This is a genomic window from Roseovarius pelagicus (assembly GCF_025639885.1).
Classification (GTDB): domain Bacteria; phylum Pseudomonadota; class Alphaproteobacteria; order Rhodobacterales; family Rhodobacteraceae; genus Roseovarius; species Roseovarius pelagicus.
In genome coordinates, this window is sequence record NZ_CP106737.1 from 114,241 (window position 1) to 132,784 (window position 18,544).

The following is an 18,544-nucleotide window of genomic DNA, read 5'->3' on the forward strand; positions in this document are numbered from 1 at the left end:
GTACTCTGGGCAGAGTTGACTCTGAGAGTGTCTGCGGCGAATGACGGTTGAGGGGCAGCCCCAACGGGTCAGTAATTGACCTGCTCAAACCCATAGTTGCCTTCGTAGTCGCGCCAGTCCACGAACACCGAGCGATTATTGATACTTGGGCAGTGCGATCCCCAACCTTCGAGCCCGACATGCGCATGGGGTAGAGCCGTCGGTGCAGTCAATGTCCATGAAAATGCGCCTTGCGTACCGTAGGTGCCGAGGTAGACTAGCGCATAACGCCTGCACTCATCGTTTTCTCCGGCTTCTCGCTGTGAGGCGAAGCGAACATCAAAAACCCGGATGGACCGCACAAAATTGAACTCCGGACCACTGATGTCGATGTCCGCGCGGTCTTGGACGAAGCGAAGGGCAAAATCCTCTAAGACGAGCTGATCTGAGGTTTCGTCAAAGTTCCAAACGGCCGGTTCTGTCATTGCGTCAGGTTCGTGATGGTTTACGGGAAAGGACTGGCTTGGTCGAAATTCATCAGTTTGGAACTGGGCGTCGAAGATCCGGTCTTTTTCGCTCGGCCGACGTTCGATCTCGGAGGACGCCCCCATTGGACAGCGCCAGATCTGCAGCGGCGGTTCCACTGGCCAGGGCGTGATCCGCCGGATGAATTCGGCGCGGGCACGTGAGCAGTGTACAGAGGGCGGCCAGTCACCGGACAGACAGAGGAGGATTGCGCAGTCGATAGGATAGCTCTGCGCTTCTGAGCTTGGAGGCAGCGAAGTCAGAGTCAGAGCAGCCAGCGACGTGCCCACTAGGTTCTTGAACGGTCGAAACATACTCTTAGTCCTTGGCAAGGGGACTCCAGTATACATACAAAACTATACGACCGCAACTCATAGTATATCTATTGCATGCCAATCTTATGTAATAACATTTCATCATTGATCGTCATACAATTCTTCCTTTGTTCATGGGTAAAAATGGTCGAGAATCATTAGGGCGGTACTCGAACGATCCGAGCGTACATTGGTGTTGATTGTCACTGAGAACTGACCCGGTAGCCCCATAAATTGTCACTGAGAACTGACCCATGTGAACACACTTCCCCGACGGTTTTGGTTGGGGGGATTTGGAGTGATCGACATGGGATTTTTGAGTGTCATTCGACGCTGGGCATTGCGTGACAAAATGCCAATCAGGGAGATTGCCCGGCGGACGGGTTTGTCTCGGAACACGATCAAGAAGTATCTGCGTGAAGGTGCGGTGGAGCCGAGGTTCAAGACGCCCAAGCGTCCAAGCAAGCTGGACCCCTACGCGGATCGGCTGTCAGCCTGGCTTTTAATCCAGACGCGGAAGTCACGCAAAGAGCGGCGGACAGTGAAGCAAATGCATGCTGATCTGGTGAAGCTGGGATATAATGGTTCCTATGAACGCGTGGCAGCTTTCGCCCGGGCATGGCGTGAAGATCGGCATCGAGCGGAACAGACGACGGGGCGCGGCACCTATGTGCCTTTGGTGTTCGCGCCCGGCGAAGCCTTCCAATTCGATTGGAGCGAGGACAGGGCCAACATCGGTGGTGAGCGCGTCAAACTTCAGGTCGCGCATATCAAACTGTCACACAGCCGGGCTTTCTTGGTGCGGGCCTACCCGCTGCAAACGCACGAGATGCTGTTTGACGCCCACTGGCATGCATTCCGCGTCTTCGGCGGCGTGCCTGGTCGCGGGATCTATGACAATATGAAGACCGCCGTTGATCGTGTGGGCAAAGGCAAGCAGCGGGACGTCAATGCACGCTTCAAGGCTATGGCCAGCCACTACGTGTTTGAGCCCGAGTTCTGCAATCCAGCCGCAGGTTGGGAGAAAGGCCAGGTTGAGAAGAACGTGCAGGATGCGCGCAACCGCATGTGGCAGGTCATGCCAGTCTTTGCCGATCAGGCAGAGCTGAACCAATGGCTTGAAGATCGCTGTATCGCCCTTTGGGCAGAGACACCGCACAAGGCTTTGCCGGGGTCCATCGCTGACGTGTGGGAGGCCGAGAAGCCCACGCTGATGGCACTGCCGCCGGCATTCGATGGCTTTATCGAACATAGTAAGCGTGTGTCACCCACATGCCTGATCACGTTCGAACGCAATCGCTACAGCGTTCCCGCCAGCTTTGCGAACCGACGTGTCAGTTTGCATGTCTATCCCGAACGGCTGGTCATGGTCGCTGAAGGGCAAACGGTTTGCGAGCATGCGCGGATCATCGAGCGGTCTCATCGCAAGCCCGGCAAGGTCATCTATGACTGGCGTCACTATCTCGCTGTCATCCAACGCAAACCAGGTGCCTTACGCAATGGTGCGCCGTTCACGGAGATGCCGGATGCCTTCCGGCAACTTCAGGATCACATGCTGCGTAAAGAAGGCGGTGACCGAGAGATGGTCGACATTCTGTCTCTGGTCCTTCAGCACAACGAAGATGACGTTTTGTGCGCAGTGGAGCTGGCACTTGAAGCGGGCGTCCCCACCAAGACGCACATCCTGAACCTGTTGCATCGATTGATCGACCGCAGACCGACAGATCACCCCGAGGTCGATCCGCCGGACGCACTGGCATTGCAGTCAACGCCAGAGGCCAACGTCGATCGCTATGACGGGTTGCGACAGACTAAGGAGAAGCGCCATGCGTCATGACCCAGCAGGAGCTTCTATCGTGATCATGCTACGCAGTCTCAAGCTGTACGGCATGGCAAATGCGATTGAAGACTTGGTCGCCCAGGGCGCGCCAGCGTTCGAAGCTGCCACACCAATGCTGTCACAGCTGCTCAAGGCCGAGATCGCCGAGCGCGAGGTACGGTCTATCGCCTACCACACGAAGGTCGCCCGCTTCCCCGCATATAAAGACCTCACCGGCTTTGACTTTGCGTCCAGTGAGATCAACGAGGCAACAGTCCGACAGTTGCATCGGTGCGAGTTCATTGAAGCGACTGAAAATGTCGTGCTGATCGGCGGCCCCGGAACCGGCAAAAGCCATACTGCTACAGCAATTGGTGTGCAGGCGATTGAGCATCACAGGCGAAAGGTCCGCTTCTTCTCGACCGTGGAATTGGTTAATGCACTGGAGCAAGAGAAAGCGCTTGGAAAGGCTGGGAAACTGGCTGAGATGCTGACCAAGGTCGATTTGGTTATCTTAGACGAGCTTGGCTACCTGCCGTTCAGTTCATCTGGTGGGGCATTGCTCTTCCACCTACTCAGTAAGCTCTATGAGCGCACCAGTGTGATCATCACCACCAACCTTAGCTTCTCAGAATGGGCGCAGGTCTTCGGGGATGCAAAGATGACCACCGCTCTCTTGGATCGGCTTACCCACCGCTGCCACATCCTCGAAACCGGAAACGACAGCTACCGCTTCAAGGTCAGTTCTGAGGCAGCAAAGAAAACTGCAAAGGAGGCCAAAACATTGACCGCATCATAGACCACGACGCATAACTGAGGGTGGGTCAAATCTCGGTGAAAATACCGGGTCAGTTCTCAGTGACAATCAACATACATTGGTGCAAAGCGCAGCAAAGGTTGGGGTAAGAGCCCAGTCTGTGAATTTTATTTTCTCGCTGCGTGGACTCGCGGCACAGAAAATATCTGTGGCATCGTAAATCACGTTGTCGCAGTGCAGCGGAAAGGCCGACCATTCACACGAACTGCAGCGAGGTAGAGGTGGTCAAGGATCATGTCGCGGGCATTTCCGACTTTCTTGGCGACCCCGCCTATGTCTGGTGTCGCCATATGGTAGTGTCGCAATGTTTCGGATTTCAGTTGCGTTGTCAGGCACGCCGAGACAGCCCGCACACTTTCCCGAGACTCAGTCAGAATTGAAGAGTTGATCAGTTTCGAAAACGCGCAGTACCCGAAATCCGTGATCCTGTGTGCCGTGTATTTATACGTTCGTTGTCCCATTTCGTATCGCGACCTCGAAGAAATCATGGCAGAACGCGGCGTCGATTTGGATCATGCAACGCTCAACCGCTGGGTCGAGAAGTATACGGATACTATTGCTGCTAAAGCGCATCGTCGGAAGCGCTCAAAGGTTTGTTCGTGGCGGGTGGGCGAAACTTATGTGAGGCATTGCCAACTGGAGACCTTTGAGGTGCCCCTAAATTCTTAGACACCTGCCTTGTTCAGTTTGTGCTGTCGGATTTCGAAGTCAACAGGCGACAGCATTCCGTTGTTCGTGTGCTTGCGTTTTGGGTTGTAGAACATCTCGATGTAGTCGAACACAGCCCGCCTTGCGTCTTCGCGGGTTGGATATGTCCGCCGTCTGATGCGCTCCCGCTTCAGCAGCTGAAAGAAGCTCTCGGCGACGGCGTTGTCGTGGCAGTTCCCGCGCCTGCTCATGCTCGGTTCCGGATTGTGCTGGTGGAGGAACGTCTGCCATTCGCGGCTGGTGAACTGCGAGCCTTGATCGGAATGCACCATGACCTTCCCTTCTGGCTTTCGGCGCCAGACGGCCATCAGCAATGCCTGCAAGGCCAAGTCTGTGGTCATGCGGGACTGGGCGGACCAGCCGACAACCCGGCGCGAGAACAGGTCGATGACGACGCACAGATACAGCCAGCCTTCATGGGTCTTGATGTACGTGATGTCGGTCACCCAGACCTGATCGGGGGCAGAAACCTGGAACTGCTGCTCCAGCCTGTTCTCGGCAACGATTGCTGGCTTGCCGCCGTAGCGACCCGGACGGCGTCTGTAACCGATCTGTGCAGCGATCCCGGCCAGAGACGCCAGGCGCGCCACCCGGTTCTCGGAAACCTGTTCGCCCTGATCGCGCAGATCGTCCGTCAGCTTGCGATAGCCATAGACCTTGCCGCTGTCCGTCCAGGCCAGCCGGATCAGGTCTGTCTGGCGCACATCTTCCCGCGCACGGTGGCTTAACGGTTCCTTAAGCCATGCGTAGAAGCCGCTGAAATGAACCCGCAGCACCCGGCACATGGCGCGGATGCCAAACTCTCCGCGATGCGCCCGGATGAAGGCGTACTTCATTGGGACTCGCGCGCGAAGTACACCGTTGCCTTTTTTAGAATGTCGCGCTCCTCAGTGACCCTGGCCAGCTCGCGCTTCAGTCGCCTGTTCTCTGCTTCGTGGTCGATGATGTTCGCTTTGGATGCCGGTTCCCCGAACAGCTTCATCCACTTGTAAAGAGAATGCGTGCTGACGCCCAATCGCCGGGACACCTCCCGAACCGGCTACCCCCGCACCGTGATCTGATGCACCGCATCGCGCTTGAAATCGTCGCTGTAATTGCTTGTCCCCATGTCGGCCTCCTCGCCTCAAAGTTAGCGGGCAAAGCGTCTACAAATCTAGGGGCACCTCAATCCGCCAAGGTGTGATCGATCTGAACGACCTGCAGCGGACGTTCCACATCCAAGGCCCCTGCCCTTGCCTCGAATACTTGCCTGGCCGCCTTCGCTCCTTTCCGCTTCCGCAACACCTCGCGCTGGTCCATCGCGTCAAGACGGGCCTTGATCGTTCGGCGGGTTGGACGGCGAAAACCTCGGGCTCCGCACTCGGTCTGGATCTCTCCCACAATCCGGAGAAAACTAGGCGGCTCAGGCACCAAATAATGCCAGCGTAAAACACGCTCAATGATGGCTTCAACCTCCCGACCTAAGCGCTGTGATCCACGCTTTGGACCACGGCGCTTGGGCAGCAAGGCGCTCGACCGTCCATCGTTTTGTTTCAACCGTCGATAAAATTCCCATACAGAGCTGCGGGAAACACCCATCTCTTCCGCCGCAGCCAACAACCGCGGACCCACATCGTTGCCAGCTCGATCCAACTCTAAAATCGGGCGCAAAATTCTGGCTCTCTCGATTGCGAGTTCAATATCTCCAGGATTCTCCGTTTCCTTCGCCAAGCGCCGCCACCCAAATTACTTATCCACAGAACGAACCGTCCGGGAAATAAAGGCACAGCCCAGAAATAAAAGGCACAACCGCCATCTGATTTAGCTCAATTTTTTAAAGCCAACGTCCGGGAATTAACAGCACAATGACAGCTGGCGATCAACCATGGCGAGGTTGATTACGACGCCTTGATCGAAAGTCGTCCACAAGAGGTCCTGCGCAACCCGGCTGGTGCGTTCCGTCTGTATCGCATCGGAGATGCCGTCAGTGCCCGCAACACCCATGCGGCGATCTATGATGCGCTGCGACTGGTTAAGGATATCTGATGCGTATCGGGATTACCGGCCTCGGAACCATTGCGTCGTCAGTCGTGCGCGGCCTCGTGAATGACGGGCACCAGATCGTCGTTTCCGAACGCAGCATCGCCAACGCATCCGCGTTGTCGCGAACCTTTGGCAATGTAACGGTGGCCAGCAACCAGAGAGGTTCTCGCGCAAAGTGATCTGATCTTTCTGGGGCTTCTGCCAGACGTCGCCTCCGGCGTTTTAAAGACGCTTGAGTTTCGACCTGAACAGCAGGTGATATCGCTGATGGCCGATCTGCCCCTCGACAAGATTGGCAACCTCGTTTCGCCTGCTCTGGCTGTGTGCCACGATACCGTTTCCCACGATCGCGCAGGGCGGGTCCGCGATTATCGTGCAGGGTGATGCGGCACCAGTCGATCGTCTGTTTGCCACCGATACCATGAACATGGCCCATGATGGCCTGCCCGGCAGATATTCAGAATTCTGATACATAATTCATCGAACCGCCAGTGTCAGACGACTAACGCGGAATGCCCTACGATGCCAGAATCGCGTGAAACAGAGGCGACAGGTCGCCGGGTCGCGCGGGATCGAGCATACCTTGATACAATTCCAGATCGCCCACGGTATCCACCTCGATCCAATGGCCTGAAATCAGCGCAGGTCTGACGCGCCAGCCGGCCTCAATCAGGTCATTGAGAAAATCAGTCATGTACATGTTATCCACGTCCGCCCCGGTTTTTTCCGCGGCGGCGTTGGCGGCAGCAAAGACAGTCTTGATTTCGGCGATCTTGTCGGCGCTGATCTTGATCAGTCCCATATATTGCGCATCGATATCAGCCAGCGATTGCGGGCGCTGGCCCACTTCGGTCACCAGCCCGTCTTCGGAAATACGAAACGTTTCGGCGTCGGCCAGAAAATCCTCGGCGCGGGCCGCCCACAGCTTTTGCCATGAGGTATCCGCAGTCAGAACCACATCGCCGGGCACCGAAAACAGTGTCTCTAGCACGCCTTTGTCATAAACGATGTCACCGTAGGCGATCAGAAGGTCCTGCGTCTCATCCATCCATTCATCGGCACAAAACAGCGAATAGACCATGTTGGTTGTCATGTATTCCGGGTTGACGAAAGTCTTGTAACCAAGCGCCTCCTGATGCTCTTTGCGATATCCGGTCACAATAGCGATGTCTGATTTCGCGATCCCGGCGGCCTGCATCGCCTCAAGCTGATAAACCAGCAGAGGCTTGCCGCCGAGGGCTACCATGGATTTCGGACGGTCGTCGGTGAGCGGGCGCAGGCGGCTGCCCTGCCCTGCGGCCAGGATGATGGTTTTCATGAGTTCACTCTGAAATGGGATTGGATAATGCGGGCATCTTGGGGGTCGTAAGGTGTGTTACGCTCGGGGTGCCACATAATCCCGAGCCACGGAAGGTTGTGATGCGCAAAAGCCTCGACAATACCGTCGGCACTATGTGCCGTGGCATTCAGCCCGGTGCCCATATCGGCATCGACCATGCCCAGCCCGTGATAGCTGTTCACGGTGCTTAGCCCGTAATCGTCGGCGAAGGGGCCGGTAATCGGGTGCATCTGTGCCACATGCCCGCGAACAGGCCGCAACTGGCCCCCGGCATGATGGTTCATGAATTGCATACCGCGGCAAACGCCCAGCACAGGCAGGCCGTTTTGGACCGCATGATCGAGAACCGCCGCCTCGAGCGCGTCACGTTCCGGAGCTTGTCCGATATCGTTGCCGCCGCTCAGGATATAGCCGTCGAGCGCCAGAAGATCGAGATAGGCCGTATTATCCGGGCAAAGCGAGTTGAGCGGCATCGCGAGGATGTCGCATTGCCACAGCAGCTCGGCCCAACGTTGATCCAGCGCATCGCGCCGCTCATCGCGGTCGGGATACGCATCGATCCGCTGAGAGATGCCGATACGTCGCATTAGCTGATCACGCGTATCGTCTTGTTCCGCGGGCTCAGCTCCAGCATGTGGGCGTCTACCAGCGAATTATATATCTTCTCACCGACTCCGATCGCCGCAGGCAGCGCAAACTCTGCCGCCCGGATCGCCATGTGCGAGTTCGCCCCGCCATACATGGTGATCAGTCCAGCGATATTCTGACCGAACAGCCAATCATAGCCGGGATCGGCCATCGGGATCATCACGATGCAGCCCTCCAGCGAAACTGGACCAGCCACTTCTGCGTCCCCCGTACCCAAGGCGACATTTGACGCGCGAACCTCGTTCGTACCGATAAAGTTCGGTTGCCCGTCGCGCAGGCGGAAGATGCTGAAATCGGTCTTGCTGGTGATCAGTTCCGGTAGTTGACAAGCAGCCGAGACACGGGCGGATTTAGCCGCACGCTTGGCAGCCTTTGCCAGCGCCTTGGTCTTTCTCTGTGCCGATACCGGGCCATCCGCCAGATCCATCAATTCGCTCAGATGAAGATGTGACAGTGTCTCGCGTCCAAGGCCGTTCTCCTTGCCCCAGAGCAGGATATCATCCAGCGCGGCCGACAGATAGCGGGTGAAGATGAACTTACTTTTCTCGCGCCCTTCGATAGCCTGCCGCAGGAATGTCTCGATCTGGTCGCCGGAAGCCGCAATGCCAAGCGCCGACACAGCGTCAAAGAACGCCTGCTTTTGCCCGTCCCAGAGACTGATATCATGGTCGTGCGACGGGGCTTGTCCCGATTGTATGACCATCGGGCGCAGGTAATGCTCGGGTGCTTCGGCATAGGCTGGTGACTGAATGTCGTATGTCCCGGGGCGCAGATGCCCGTAGGTGCCAACAAAGCTGTCCCAATCTAGTGCCCCATCAGCCACCCGCGCAGCATCAAGGACAATCTCATGCGAAACCGTGCGGATCGACGCGAGGAATGCCTCGCTGGCTGCCTGACTTAACACACCTTCGGCCACGGCATCGCGCAGCAGGGTGACTGCCACGAATCCGCTGCGTGCCAGATGTGCAAACGGCAGCGTCCCGCGCAGGCGGCATTCCTCCAGCAGGTAGCGGGCGCGGGCCAAACCGGCATGTTCGAATGTGTTTTTAAAGTTGTCGAGCTGGTCGGCCAGCGCTTCGGCCTCGGCCAAATCCAGCGGGGTTCGTGTGATGCCGTTCTGTGTTATCTGCCTGAGACCGTCCTCAAGCGCATTCAGATCGGCCTTGTCGCTGATCCCTTCGCCGGCCAGCGTATCGCGCCAGTGGACCGTCCCAAGGCTCATGCAGGTGGGCAGGATGTCAAACTCGACCTTGTCATGCGACTGTGGCTTGTCCCGCAGACGCCGCAGATAGACATTCGCCAGTTTTTCCTGCAACGCATCGCTCACGTTCGCCGGAATGAACGAGTTAAAGCTGGCGCGGACATCGACGTAGTTCTTGCCGCAGAAATTGACCAGCAAGGGCTGGGGCCGCACATCCTTGTAGCCGTATTCAGCGCGCTGGGTGGCCCAGATATCGTCAGTGATGAGGTAGCGATAAAGGCTCGCAGCCAGATTGCCCGCATTGGTACCGATGATCTCGGCGGGGTTCCAGTCTGGCATGACCCCGTAAATCGGCAGATCACCCTTGACGCGTAGCCTGGGCTGTTGGTGCGCCTTCCATTTTTTCTCGGCACGCCTTGCCATCGACAGGCAAGCTTTGGTCACGCCACCGCCCGATTTTTTCACTGTGATGGGGCGAACCTGAAGAATGTGGATTTGCGTGTCTGCATCAATGGCAAACTCGATATCCAGCGCATCATAGCTCAGCAGCCATTCAATCTCGCGGATGGCGCACAGCAGTTTTTTCAGATGTGGCGAGGGTATCGCGCCGTCCTTGATATCGCGCCGTACAACATAGGTAACACTGTCGCTATCCTTGCCTGCGGTAATGGCGTCGGTTTCAGTACTTTCCGCGTAATTAATGACATAATAGGGCGCGCCGAAATCAAGCGTGCGTGTAAAAGCGACCCCGCTCATCACGACATCCGGCACCATCGGCTGAACCAGAACCTGATCGTCGATCTGCTTGTTCTCATAGGAATCGCAGACTTCGTCGATCGGGCCATGCAGATCGCTCTGCGGATCAATATTCAGCAGACTGGTATAGGCGCCCGCATTGGAGTGCAGAAATGAATCCTCGCTTTTCGCACTAGAGCGCACGATGATCTGTTGCGCCTCAAAGGCCGCGCGGATGCGGTCAATAATCTGGTCGGGCTCACGTTCCCATGCGGCGACGTCAAATGAGATTTGGGGTTGAATGACGGATTGCTTAACCACTGTGCTGAGCCGCGCCAGAGATTCGGCCTTGGTTCCCAACACAAAGCGCGCAATATCATGTGATTCCTTCAACTCTGCCCAGTCACCGCCTACGTCGCAGCCGCGCACGCTGTGGCCATGAATGCGGAACCATTCGACCAGCCGCGCCAGACTGAGCGTTGATAACATCTCTTTTTGGTTGTCGGTCAGGGCTGCGAGCTGTCGCAAGGCCTCGCCCGAGAACCGCACCAAGCCGATGAATTCGCCCGATGCCCAATCGGTTGGCAGGTCGTCCCCTAGGCTTGCGAGGGTGTCACCACGCGCAACGACCTTCTCGCAACGCTCCAGATCCTCGTCCTGACGGTCGGTGTACCGGGTCCGGAACTGGCTGTCCCATGCGACCGTCAAATCGCTATCGCTCGCCCGTAACTGCCGAAGGATCTTGTCCCGGAACAAGATATCGCCGTAGCAAACCAGCAACTCGGTAAGCCCATCCAGATCAACGCAAAACAGCGATCCTGCGCTGCCGGTTTCACGCCAGCTTCGGTTCTCGACCACATTGATTTCGCTGAACTGCGTACGTGTCTCTTCTGTCTGATAGCCAGAGACGATCGTGATAGATTCCGTTTTCAGACCGGACGTGGTGATGATCCAGTCCAATGTCCGTTTCCCATGCATGGGCAATGCACGCGATAGTGCCGCCTCGGCATCTGCGCTACTCTGATGGGGCGTTCCGGCGTTCAGAATGATCAATCGCGACGTTTGGCTGCCGTCGGTAAATTCAGAGGAAGAATGCGTCATGTAAGTGTTTCTTTTGCTATCTTGCGGGTTGCGCGTGTCAGGATGCCAGAAGTGCGGCCCAGTAATCGGAGTCTGTACCGTCTCCCAACAGAACCCGACGGGCATAGTCACGCTCTTGCTGCATTATCGGGTCCTGCTTTGACAAGCCCTCCAGGAATGCGCGCAGGTCGTCGACGGTATTGAGCTTCGCTCCGGGGTAGAATGGGCTATCCGGGTAACAGAACCGGCCCTCCGCTTTCCATGTGTCGTAGCTGACAAAACCGATGTGTCCTTCGAAGGGCAGAAAGTCAACGTAGATTGACGAAATGTCGGTGAGCAAACCATCAAATGACGGGAACAGATCAACTGATGAAAGTCCGTCAGGCGTGCCGACGGCGAAGATCCGTTTGGGTCCCTGATTTCCCACCGTAGTATCCGCATCGTCCAATGGGAGGGTCGACTGGTGGGACTTGATCCACAGGCTGGTGTCGGCCTCGGCCAGAAGGGTGTTCAGGTCGAGCAGGGTCATGTTCATCTGCTTCAGCAGATAAACCAGATCCGAGGCTTCCTTGTTCTTGGTCAAGGCGACCATGATGCGGAACCGGGCAGTATCTTCGGCCAGCATTTCCCGAAAATGGGGCGTCAACAGAGGTTGGGTATTTTCCGATTTCAGCGCCGCCGCGCGCATGAACCGCGGCAGGCCCCGCGGACGCATCAGACTGGGCGAACGAATGCCCGTGTTAAGGCATGTGCGATAATTATCGGCACCCGACTGCGACACATACGTGATGCGCTTAGCCGCCCGGCCAACCAGCCACACCTTCAGCCCTGTGCCGACGATTTTGTCTGACGACAAAAGACTTCCGTTGGTCTTGGTGACGATCCCGTCAGGTACCAGAACAGGCTTTGGCCGCTTGCCTGACCAAACGCCCAGACGGTTGGCAAAGATGAATGTCTCGAAAACATTTTCGAACGCTATATGCACATTGGCCTGAAAGACGCGACACAGAGACTTAAAACTATCCTGCTCTACGATATCCATGATTTTAAACCCGCCGGTTGTGATCAGGCTTTGATTGATCTCGTCAAATGCCGCGCGGTTGCGCACGCTAAGGACCAGTTGACGGTCTGGATCGGCGCAAACCATCTGGATCAGTTGCAGTGAGCAAGGACCGATATGCGCGTCGCGCGTTGCAATCATGACAAAGGGATCACCTGCGGGCCGCAAGCGGGCGACCAGAAACGCAACTGGCGCCAGCAGCAGCACGCGCAGGAACTTGCTTAGGATCACGATGTCTCGAATAACATAAAAGATAGTCCGTATGTTGAAAGTCGCGAAAACCTTCGGATACGCTTGCTCAAGCTTCAACAGGCGTTTTTTGAGGCTCATCTGTGTAAAATCTCTCTGTTACAAATGTAGTTTGAACGGCTTGATATCGCCCTGTATCAATCAACCCTGATGCCCTACAGTATTTGAACATGCTGATCAACGGGCGCACTTCAGTGCTGCCCCAATCCTCCGCCCAGCAATGCCCCTATTGTCATGGCATTTTGTGCCGCGCCACAAACGCATCCCGGAATTGTTTCGCGTGCGAAACAAATGCACCTTCAGCGCGGCGCTCAGGCGGGTCGCGACCGCACCGGTAAGGCCTCAGCCAGTCAGGTGTCGTCCTGCCTTGCAGATCATTGCACCCGCGACTGCGCAGGCTGCGGTGATAGCCTGATGGAGGGCTGGAAAATCGAGCGCCACACAAGGGGCAGGCGGATGATCAGTGTCTCGATGGCGTTGTTGGACTGGCTCTATCGGCGGCGCTTTTTGGGTTGATGCGGACTCGTATCAAGCAGGAAACATGAGAACAGCCAGCAGTAGCAGGATCAGGATGGCTCCCAGCAGCAAGGCGGTCGACCGGTTGTAAAAAGGAGTGTCATCATGGCAGCGACCGCACTGGCCTGCGCCGAAACGCAATCGGTGCTGACAGGAACGGCATCGAAATGGTCGAAACTGTGGCATTTAAATTCTCGTAACAGGTTCAAAATATTTAGATAGGCAAGCAGAAATTGAGCAAAGCCCGAAGAACAGGGCTTGTGAAAAGGTAGGATACACCACCCAAAAATAATCGGATGGCTTGATATCATATGACTGGCGGAGGGTATGTCAACGCGGATGTGTTATGTGCTTTTAAATGGGCTCGACCACAGATGAGGCGGGAGCCAGCGCCAGCGTGCCTGCGGCGAAATCACCCTGCGGCACCTTGATCGACTGGGCACCAGATGCGGTCGCCTGTGTCAACGCTAGCGTTTCGGGCGTGACCGAGACCCCGGAAAACCACACACGATGCGCCGGACCGGTATCGGGATGGCTGGAAAATCCGCCTGAACGGTTGGTGTGGTTGGGCATCCAAAAGACCCGGGCCCGGGCCGTTCCGGGCGGGAAGTTCCCCAAGACATTGCCGCCCGACCGGTCGATGCCACCCATATAGCTTTCGGTGCGGTACCAACGGTCGGTTTCGGACAGGATAAGTCCGTTATAGAAGGCATATTTATAGGTGCTGCCACTGGAGGCGTTGGCGATTTCCGCGCCTATGGGCCAGATGCCTGACGGGTCGTCCGGGTTCGCCAGGCTGACGGGCAGGGGTTTGTTGAGTGTCACGGTATGGGTGGTTTTGTCGACATCGCCTATGTCGAACATATCCATTTCCACCAGTCGACTGTAACGGTCATAGGTAAAGCCCAAAGAGTTCCGGTACCCGAACATGATCAGACCCCGGTAATAAGAGGCCGTAAAGGTATCGTTCCAGCCCGATGTGTCGTTCAGGTGGATCACCGTATCACCTGGGGCCAGTGGTGCCGTCAGCGTGGTCAGGCTGTCGACGCCACCCTTGCGATAGCGCATGTGATGATGTGCCATGATGATCTCGTCGTCCAGATCGAGGCAGATCAGGCCCATATACTGGCTGTGCCGCTCACCATTGGCATATGCGGACCAATCCCCTGGTAACCGCTCTTGACGCAGATAGGATTCCAGTCGGTAGACGCGGTTCGGATCGATGGGAAGCGGCTCCAGCATCTGCACCCGGTTGTTGTAATACCCGGCAAACGAAAAGCTGGCGGGCAGGTTCGGCGCGGTCGTCGCATCATAGCTGAATTCTGGCGGGTAGTTGTAAGTGTTGCCCAGCAGGCCGGTGCCATTAGTTACCAGATCGGTGCCGCGTGCGGCGGCATAATCCGTCGTCAGGACCGGCCCGGTACCGAACCCTTCGGGCGCAAGGCCATCCGCGCCCTGCGGAAAGCGAACCCGCCCCGTGGCAGCATCGGCAATCAGGGCCCTGTGAAAGGTGGTGCCGTCGGGGCTGACCTTGACCTCAAAATTGTCTGATCCAGCGATGCCCATCTCTGCTCGACCCGACCAACCGGTCTGAAACAGCAGGCTGGCCGTGTCGGCCGTAGCGGCCTTGTTGATTTTCACTTGATGACCGGCCCCAGCATGGGTCAGCAATGTCGCCGTGCCTGCGACGGCCAGCCGATTGATGGAATCGGCTGTGGTTTGCACGCCGAGCTGCGGCAGGTTTTGATAGTCGGGCGTGTTGGTCAGGTTCTGCCAGTCGCTACCGTCAAAGACTTGATGGCGGGCGATATCCTTGATCCATGCGGTCCAGCCGGGCTGCGGCGCGTAAAAGATCCATGTCGTGTCTTCAAATACCGCCAGAATGCTTGCGGGTTGCCCGGCCCAAGCACCTGATGCGCCGGTGGGTAGGATAAAACGCGTGCCTGAGTTCGGAGCGGAGGGCGGTGTGGCTATACTCATCGAAGTGGCGGACAGGTGTACGAGGGCATCCAGCCGCCGCATTCCCTCGTTATGGGTGATGTGTTTTTGGGCTTGGGCTGGTTGGATATAGGGCAGCGCAAGGTGTGTGGAGAAGTCGGAAAAGCCGGGCATGAAAAGACCCCCTGATCAGGCGTGGAATAACACATCTGATCATTCTCTCAATAACTGAGAAAATCCCTACTTCTGCGCACGTTGGTCTGTTTGTCGGCAGGGCAGCATTCCGCCTTCAGGGCTGCCCGGCTTGAGCCTGAAACGCCTTAGCTGTCATAATAGGAGCTGTAGGCGCCATAGCTGTCACCATAGCCATAGCGTTTCATACCGCTCGCGCTGATTTGGGCCAAAACCAGCCCGGCCACGCGGACATTCACGCTCTCAAAAGCTCTGAGCCCTTCGAGCACCTGACGCTGTGACGTGCTGTCCCATTTTACGGTGTAGATGATGGCATCCACACATTGCCCGATGACGCGCGCATCCGGCACCGCCAGAACAGGCGGCGTGTCAATTATGATGTAGTCATATTTCTCGCGCATATTGTCCAGGAAGGATCGGAAACGCTCTGTGGAGAATACATCCGCCGGATTGGTCGTGGTCTTTTCGGCGATCAGCAGATCAGCTTGTAATGCCGGTTCGCGGATGACCGCATTGGAGAATTCCACATCGCCCGACAGGACGGATATCAGCCCCTTGCGGTCCTTGATATCGAAATACTCGGCAAAGATGCGACGACGCATGTCGCCCTCAATCAGCAACACCTTCTTGTCCATTCTGGCCAAGTTTTGGGTGAGTGCTATGGATTGGGTTGTCTTGCCTTCGCCCGGGATTGACGAGGTGGACATGATGATTTTTGGTGGTTGGTCGAGATTCGACAACAACACTGACGTCCGCAGATTGCGGATCGCCTCGGCGGCGGCTGAGGTGGGCTTATCCGAGAGATACTTTAGGACGTTCTTGCGTTTGCGGGCGGGAATGGCAGGGATTTGGCCTAGGACTGAATAGCCGGTCTTTGCTTCCAGATCTTCGGCCACGCGGTATGTGTTCTGTGCAAACTCGCGGATCAGCACGATGGCAGCCCCGATTAAGAGACCCAGCACCATCGACAGGGCCAGAATGAGAGGCTTGCGCGGCGATGAAGGGCGCAAAGGGACAACAGCTTGCGACAGAACACGGCTGTCGGCCTGTTGAATGCCCTGCTGGATGCTGGTCTCTTTCAGCCGGTTGAGAAAGTATTCGTAGATCAGACGGCTGGCCTCTGCTTCGCGCTCGAGCTGTTGCAACCTTACCAGATCTGCAGATTGCCGTTCGATCTGTGCATCTTGCGTTTTGATCGAGGATTCCAATGCTGTGATCTGGCTGTCGGCACGGGTAACGTCCAGTTGTGCACGCTCCAGCACCTGACTGAAGCGTGTGTCGAAGGCTTTGCGGTTGCCGTCTTCCATCACTCGCAGGATGCGGGTGAGCGTGGTATCGTTCGCGACTTCTGCTATCTCTTCGGGCGTGCCGGTCGCCTGAACCGCTTCCAGTTCCGCCATCCGGGCCGTGGCTGTGGCTTTGGATTGCTGCGCTTCACGCAGCCGGTCGCGAGTCTCTTTCAGCTGTCGGTTCAACCCGACTAATGCTTCAGGGCTTATCAGCGCTGTACCAGAGTTGAATTCCTTGACTTTGGCGACGGCGGTTTCCAATTCGACCTGCAGCTGGCCCACGCGTTCGCTAAGCCATTCTGTTGCCTGCTCGGTGGCGGCAAATTTCACCTCAATCTGTTCCAAGATGTAAAGTGAGGCCAATGTGTTGGCGATGGCTGCAGATTTTTCACGGTCTTTGGTGGCCGCTGTAATCTCGAAAACATAGCTTTGCCGAAGATTTATAATCGAGATCGTATTGATTACGCTGTCGATCACGGCATCCAGACTTTCACGCTCGTGAGGCTGGCGGACGGCGGTGGGCTCGCCGCTTATCATCTCGCGTACTTGGTTGATGATCCGGCCCGGAGAGAATACCCGGGGAGGTCGCAGTGCGGGGTTAAATTCCGGATCTTCCATCAAATTGAGTTTATTGACCAATTTTTCGATCAACCCGCGTGAACGAATCACCTCGACTTCAGTGTTGATCGTGGCCTGATCGCCGGACAGGCCGGTCATCACACTTTCCAGGTCGACCACTTGTTCCTGGCGACTTTCCAGCATGACCACGGCACTGGAGGTATAGACTGGCACGGCTTTGAAAAAAGCGTAGTACCCGCCCAAAACGATGGCAATAAAGACACAAAGTGCAATCCAGAATTTCCCGCGCCATAGCGTGCGTATAAGTTCTGTCAGATCAATCTCGGCGCTATCCTGCGGGGCAGTGATCTGGTGTGCCGGGGCTGACAACGTGCTATCTTTCATCATACCATCCGCTGTTGTTCTGGATATTGCGTCGCTTTCACATAACCGTGGTCTGATGGCAATGACACATTTTTCTGGCAAGATGTTTCGCCATTCTGGCGGCGGACATCAACTCGTTCCCGCCCATAGGCATATCGAAACTTTGCAGAGGCGGCTAGAAGAGATACTAACCGAGGTGTCTATTTTGCCAAATAGAAGAGATTCGGAGAGATGAATTTCCCCAACTTTCATGCGCTCTTGCCCAACTAAGCACGCTGTTTTTTCTGGCAGTCGATACCTTTTTTGATTCCCCTCAGTCTCTATATGGCGCTTTACCTTACTCTATGGCGCGCTCACTCTGCTGAGCCAGATTCACGATGTGTTGGCACTTTTCCTGTTGATAATATGCCTCGGGGCGGGAACTTGCCGGTTCCTGTGATTTCTCTGGTAGCTTTTACCGAGGCTTAATTACTGACTCTATAGGATCACGCTGCGCTTTCAGCCTTGGTCCCTCATGCCGACATCATGCCAGCATACTGTCGATTGCCCGCCTCGAACTGTATGGTTCGACCCCAAGCGGTGTACGGATATTTTGTTGCTGCTGGTGTTAGCGCCGCTGTTGCTGCCACTGGGGCTAGGGGTGGCGGGGGTTTTGGCCCTGCAAGGGGCGCCGGTTTTGCATGCGCAATGGCGAGTCGGGCGGCACGGCCGGATGTTTCGTCTGTGGAAATTCCGCACGATGCACCCCGGAGCCGAGGCTGCCTTGCCTGTTTTTCTGGCCGAGAATGGCCGAATGGCACATCTATGGCGCCGTCACCGCAAACTCCCTGACGATCCGCGTGTCACATCCTTGGGTCGACTCTTGCGTCGCTATAGCCTGGATGAATTGCCGCAGCTCTGGAATGTCCTGATCGGCGAGATGAGCCTTGTTGGCCCTCGTCCTGTCCCATGGGACGAATTGTATGCGCATTATGGCACAGCAATGCCTGGTTACCTGTCCTGCCGTCCGGGTCTTTCGGGGTTGTGGCAAGTTTCGGGGCGCAACCGGTTGCCCTATGCGCAGCGGGTTGAACTTGACTGTTACTATGTCCGCAATCACAGTCTGGGACTTGATCTTGTGATCATCTTGCGCACCGTCGGTAGTGTGCTGTGTGGGACCGGCTGCTGAGAT

The 18,544-nt window shown here is 56.4% G+C and carries 14 protein-coding genes and 2 pseudogenes; 7 read left to right on the top strand and 9 right to left on the bottom strand.

The annotated features are described in order from the left end of the window. Positions 1-68 precede the first annotated feature (68 nt). Entirely contained in the window at positions 69-818 is a 750-nt protein-coding gene (locus tag N7U68_RS00560) for a hypothetical protein (protein ID WP_241188310.1), read from the bottom strand. 307 nt (positions 819-1,125) lie between these two features. On the opposite strand from N7U68_RS00560, the gene istA reads away from it, so the two are divergent. From istA to N7U68_RS00575, 3 genes and pseudogenes are all read left to right on the top strand, one after another. After that, on the top strand, positions 1,126-2,655 hold the full coding sequence (gene istA / locus N7U68_RS00565) for an IS21 family transposase (RefSeq protein ID WP_263046779.1): 1,530 nt from the start codon (positions 1,126-1,128) through the stop codon (positions 2,653-2,655). Beyond that, positions 2,645-3,436 carry an IS21-like element helper ATPase IstB gene (gene istB / locus N7U68_RS00570; RefSeq protein ID WP_263046774.1) on the top strand — a complete coding sequence of 264 codons (792 nt, stop codon included), beginning with the start codon at positions 2,645-2,647 and terminating at the stop codon, positions 3,434-3,436. Before istA ends, istB begins: the two co-directional genes overlap by 11 nt. Before the next feature lie 402 nt (positions 3,437-3,838). Beyond that, positions 3,839-4,081 (top strand): annotated as a pseudogene (locus N7U68_RS00575) (IS6 family transposase); the annotation flags it as partial. Between the two features lie 38 nt (positions 4,082-4,119). Here the strand turns inward: N7U68_RS00575 and N7U68_RS00580 are convergent. Further along, positions 4,120-5,270, bottom strand: a pseudogene (locus N7U68_RS00580) (IS3 family transposase). Between the two features lie 56 nt (positions 5,271-5,326). Beyond that, the gene (locus N7U68_RS00585; protein WP_165198407.1) at positions 5,327-5,872 is read right to left on the bottom strand and encodes a DNA-binding domain-containing protein; all 546 of its coding nucleotides are present in this window, start codon (positions 5,870-5,872) and stop codon (positions 5,327-5,329) included. A gap of 177 nt (positions 5,873-6,049) precedes the next feature. Here N7U68_RS00585 and N7U68_RS00590 point away from each other — a divergent pair, with 177 nt between their 5' ends. From N7U68_RS00590 to N7U68_RS00600, 3 genes are all read left to right on the top strand, one after another. Then, positions 6,050-6,187: a hypothetical protein gene (locus N7U68_RS00590; RefSeq protein WP_165198408.1), complete on the top strand. Its 138-nt coding sequence runs from the start codon at positions 6,050-6,052 to the stop codon at positions 6,185-6,187. After that, positions 6,187-6,363, top strand: coding sequence for an NAD(P)-binding domain-containing protein (locus N7U68_RS00595; protein ID WP_165198409.1), 177 nt, complete (start codon positions 6,187-6,189; stop codon positions 6,361-6,363). The genes N7U68_RS00590 and N7U68_RS00595 overlap by 1 nt, the downstream gene beginning before the upstream one ends. A 113-nt stretch (positions 6,364-6,476) precedes the next feature. Then, on the top strand, positions 6,477-6,653 hold the full coding sequence (locus N7U68_RS00600; protein ID WP_165198410.1) for a hypothetical protein: 177 nt from the start codon (positions 6,477-6,479) through the stop codon (positions 6,651-6,653). A 48-nt stretch (positions 6,654-6,701) separates the two neighbouring features. Here the strand turns inward: N7U68_RS00600 and N7U68_RS00605 are convergent, their stop codons facing one another. The 6 genes from N7U68_RS00605 to N7U68_RS00630 all read right to left on the bottom strand — a co-directional run bounded on the left by N7U68_RS00605 (position 6,702) and on the right by N7U68_RS00630 (position 17,394). Then, entirely contained in the window at positions 6,702-7,502 is an 801-nt protein-coding gene (locus tag N7U68_RS00605) for a phosphocholine cytidylyltransferase family protein (protein WP_263046775.1), read from the bottom strand. Continuing rightward, complete coding sequence (locus N7U68_RS00610; protein ID WP_165198412.1) at positions 7,499-8,110, bottom strand: gamma-glutamyl-gamma-aminobutyrate hydrolase family protein; 612 nt, start codon at positions 8,108-8,110, stop codon at positions 7,499-7,501. The genes N7U68_RS00605 and N7U68_RS00610 overlap by 4 nt, the downstream gene beginning before the upstream one ends. Continuing rightward, positions 8,110-11,208 carry a PEP/pyruvate-binding domain-containing protein gene (locus N7U68_RS00615; protein WP_165198413.1) on the bottom strand — a complete coding sequence of 1,033 codons (3,099 nt, stop codon included), beginning with the start codon at positions 11,206-11,208 and terminating at the stop codon, positions 8,110-8,112. Before N7U68_RS00615 ends, N7U68_RS00610 begins: the two co-directional genes overlap by 1 nt. Positions 11,209-11,245: 37 nt before the next feature. Beyond that, positions 11,246-12,478 carry a CDP-glycerol glycerophosphotransferase family protein gene (locus N7U68_RS00620; RefSeq protein ID WP_165198414.1) on the bottom strand — a complete coding sequence of 411 codons (1,233 nt, stop codon included), beginning with the start codon at positions 12,476-12,478 and terminating at the stop codon, positions 11,246-11,248. Between the two features lie 888 nt (positions 12,479-13,366). Beyond that, positions 13,367-15,124: a DUF2793 domain-containing protein gene (locus N7U68_RS00625; protein ID WP_165198415.1), complete on the bottom strand. Its 1,758-nt coding sequence runs from the start codon at positions 15,122-15,124 to the stop codon at positions 13,367-13,369. 146 nt (positions 15,125-15,270) lie between these two features. Then, positions 15,271-17,394 (bottom strand): GumC family protein, encoded by a 2,124-nt coding sequence (locus tag N7U68_RS00630; protein ID WP_263046629.1) that lies wholly within the window; start codon positions 17,392-17,394, stop codon positions 15,271-15,273. Positions 17,395-17,887: 493 nt separating this feature from the next. Here N7U68_RS00630 and N7U68_RS00635 point away from each other — a divergent pair, with 493 nt between their 5' ends. Beyond that, a complete protein-coding gene (locus tag N7U68_RS00635; RefSeq protein WP_263046630.1) occupies positions 17,888-18,541 on the top strand; it encodes a sugar transferase in 654 nt (217 codons plus the stop codon). Positions 18,542-18,544 lie beyond the last annotated feature (3 nt).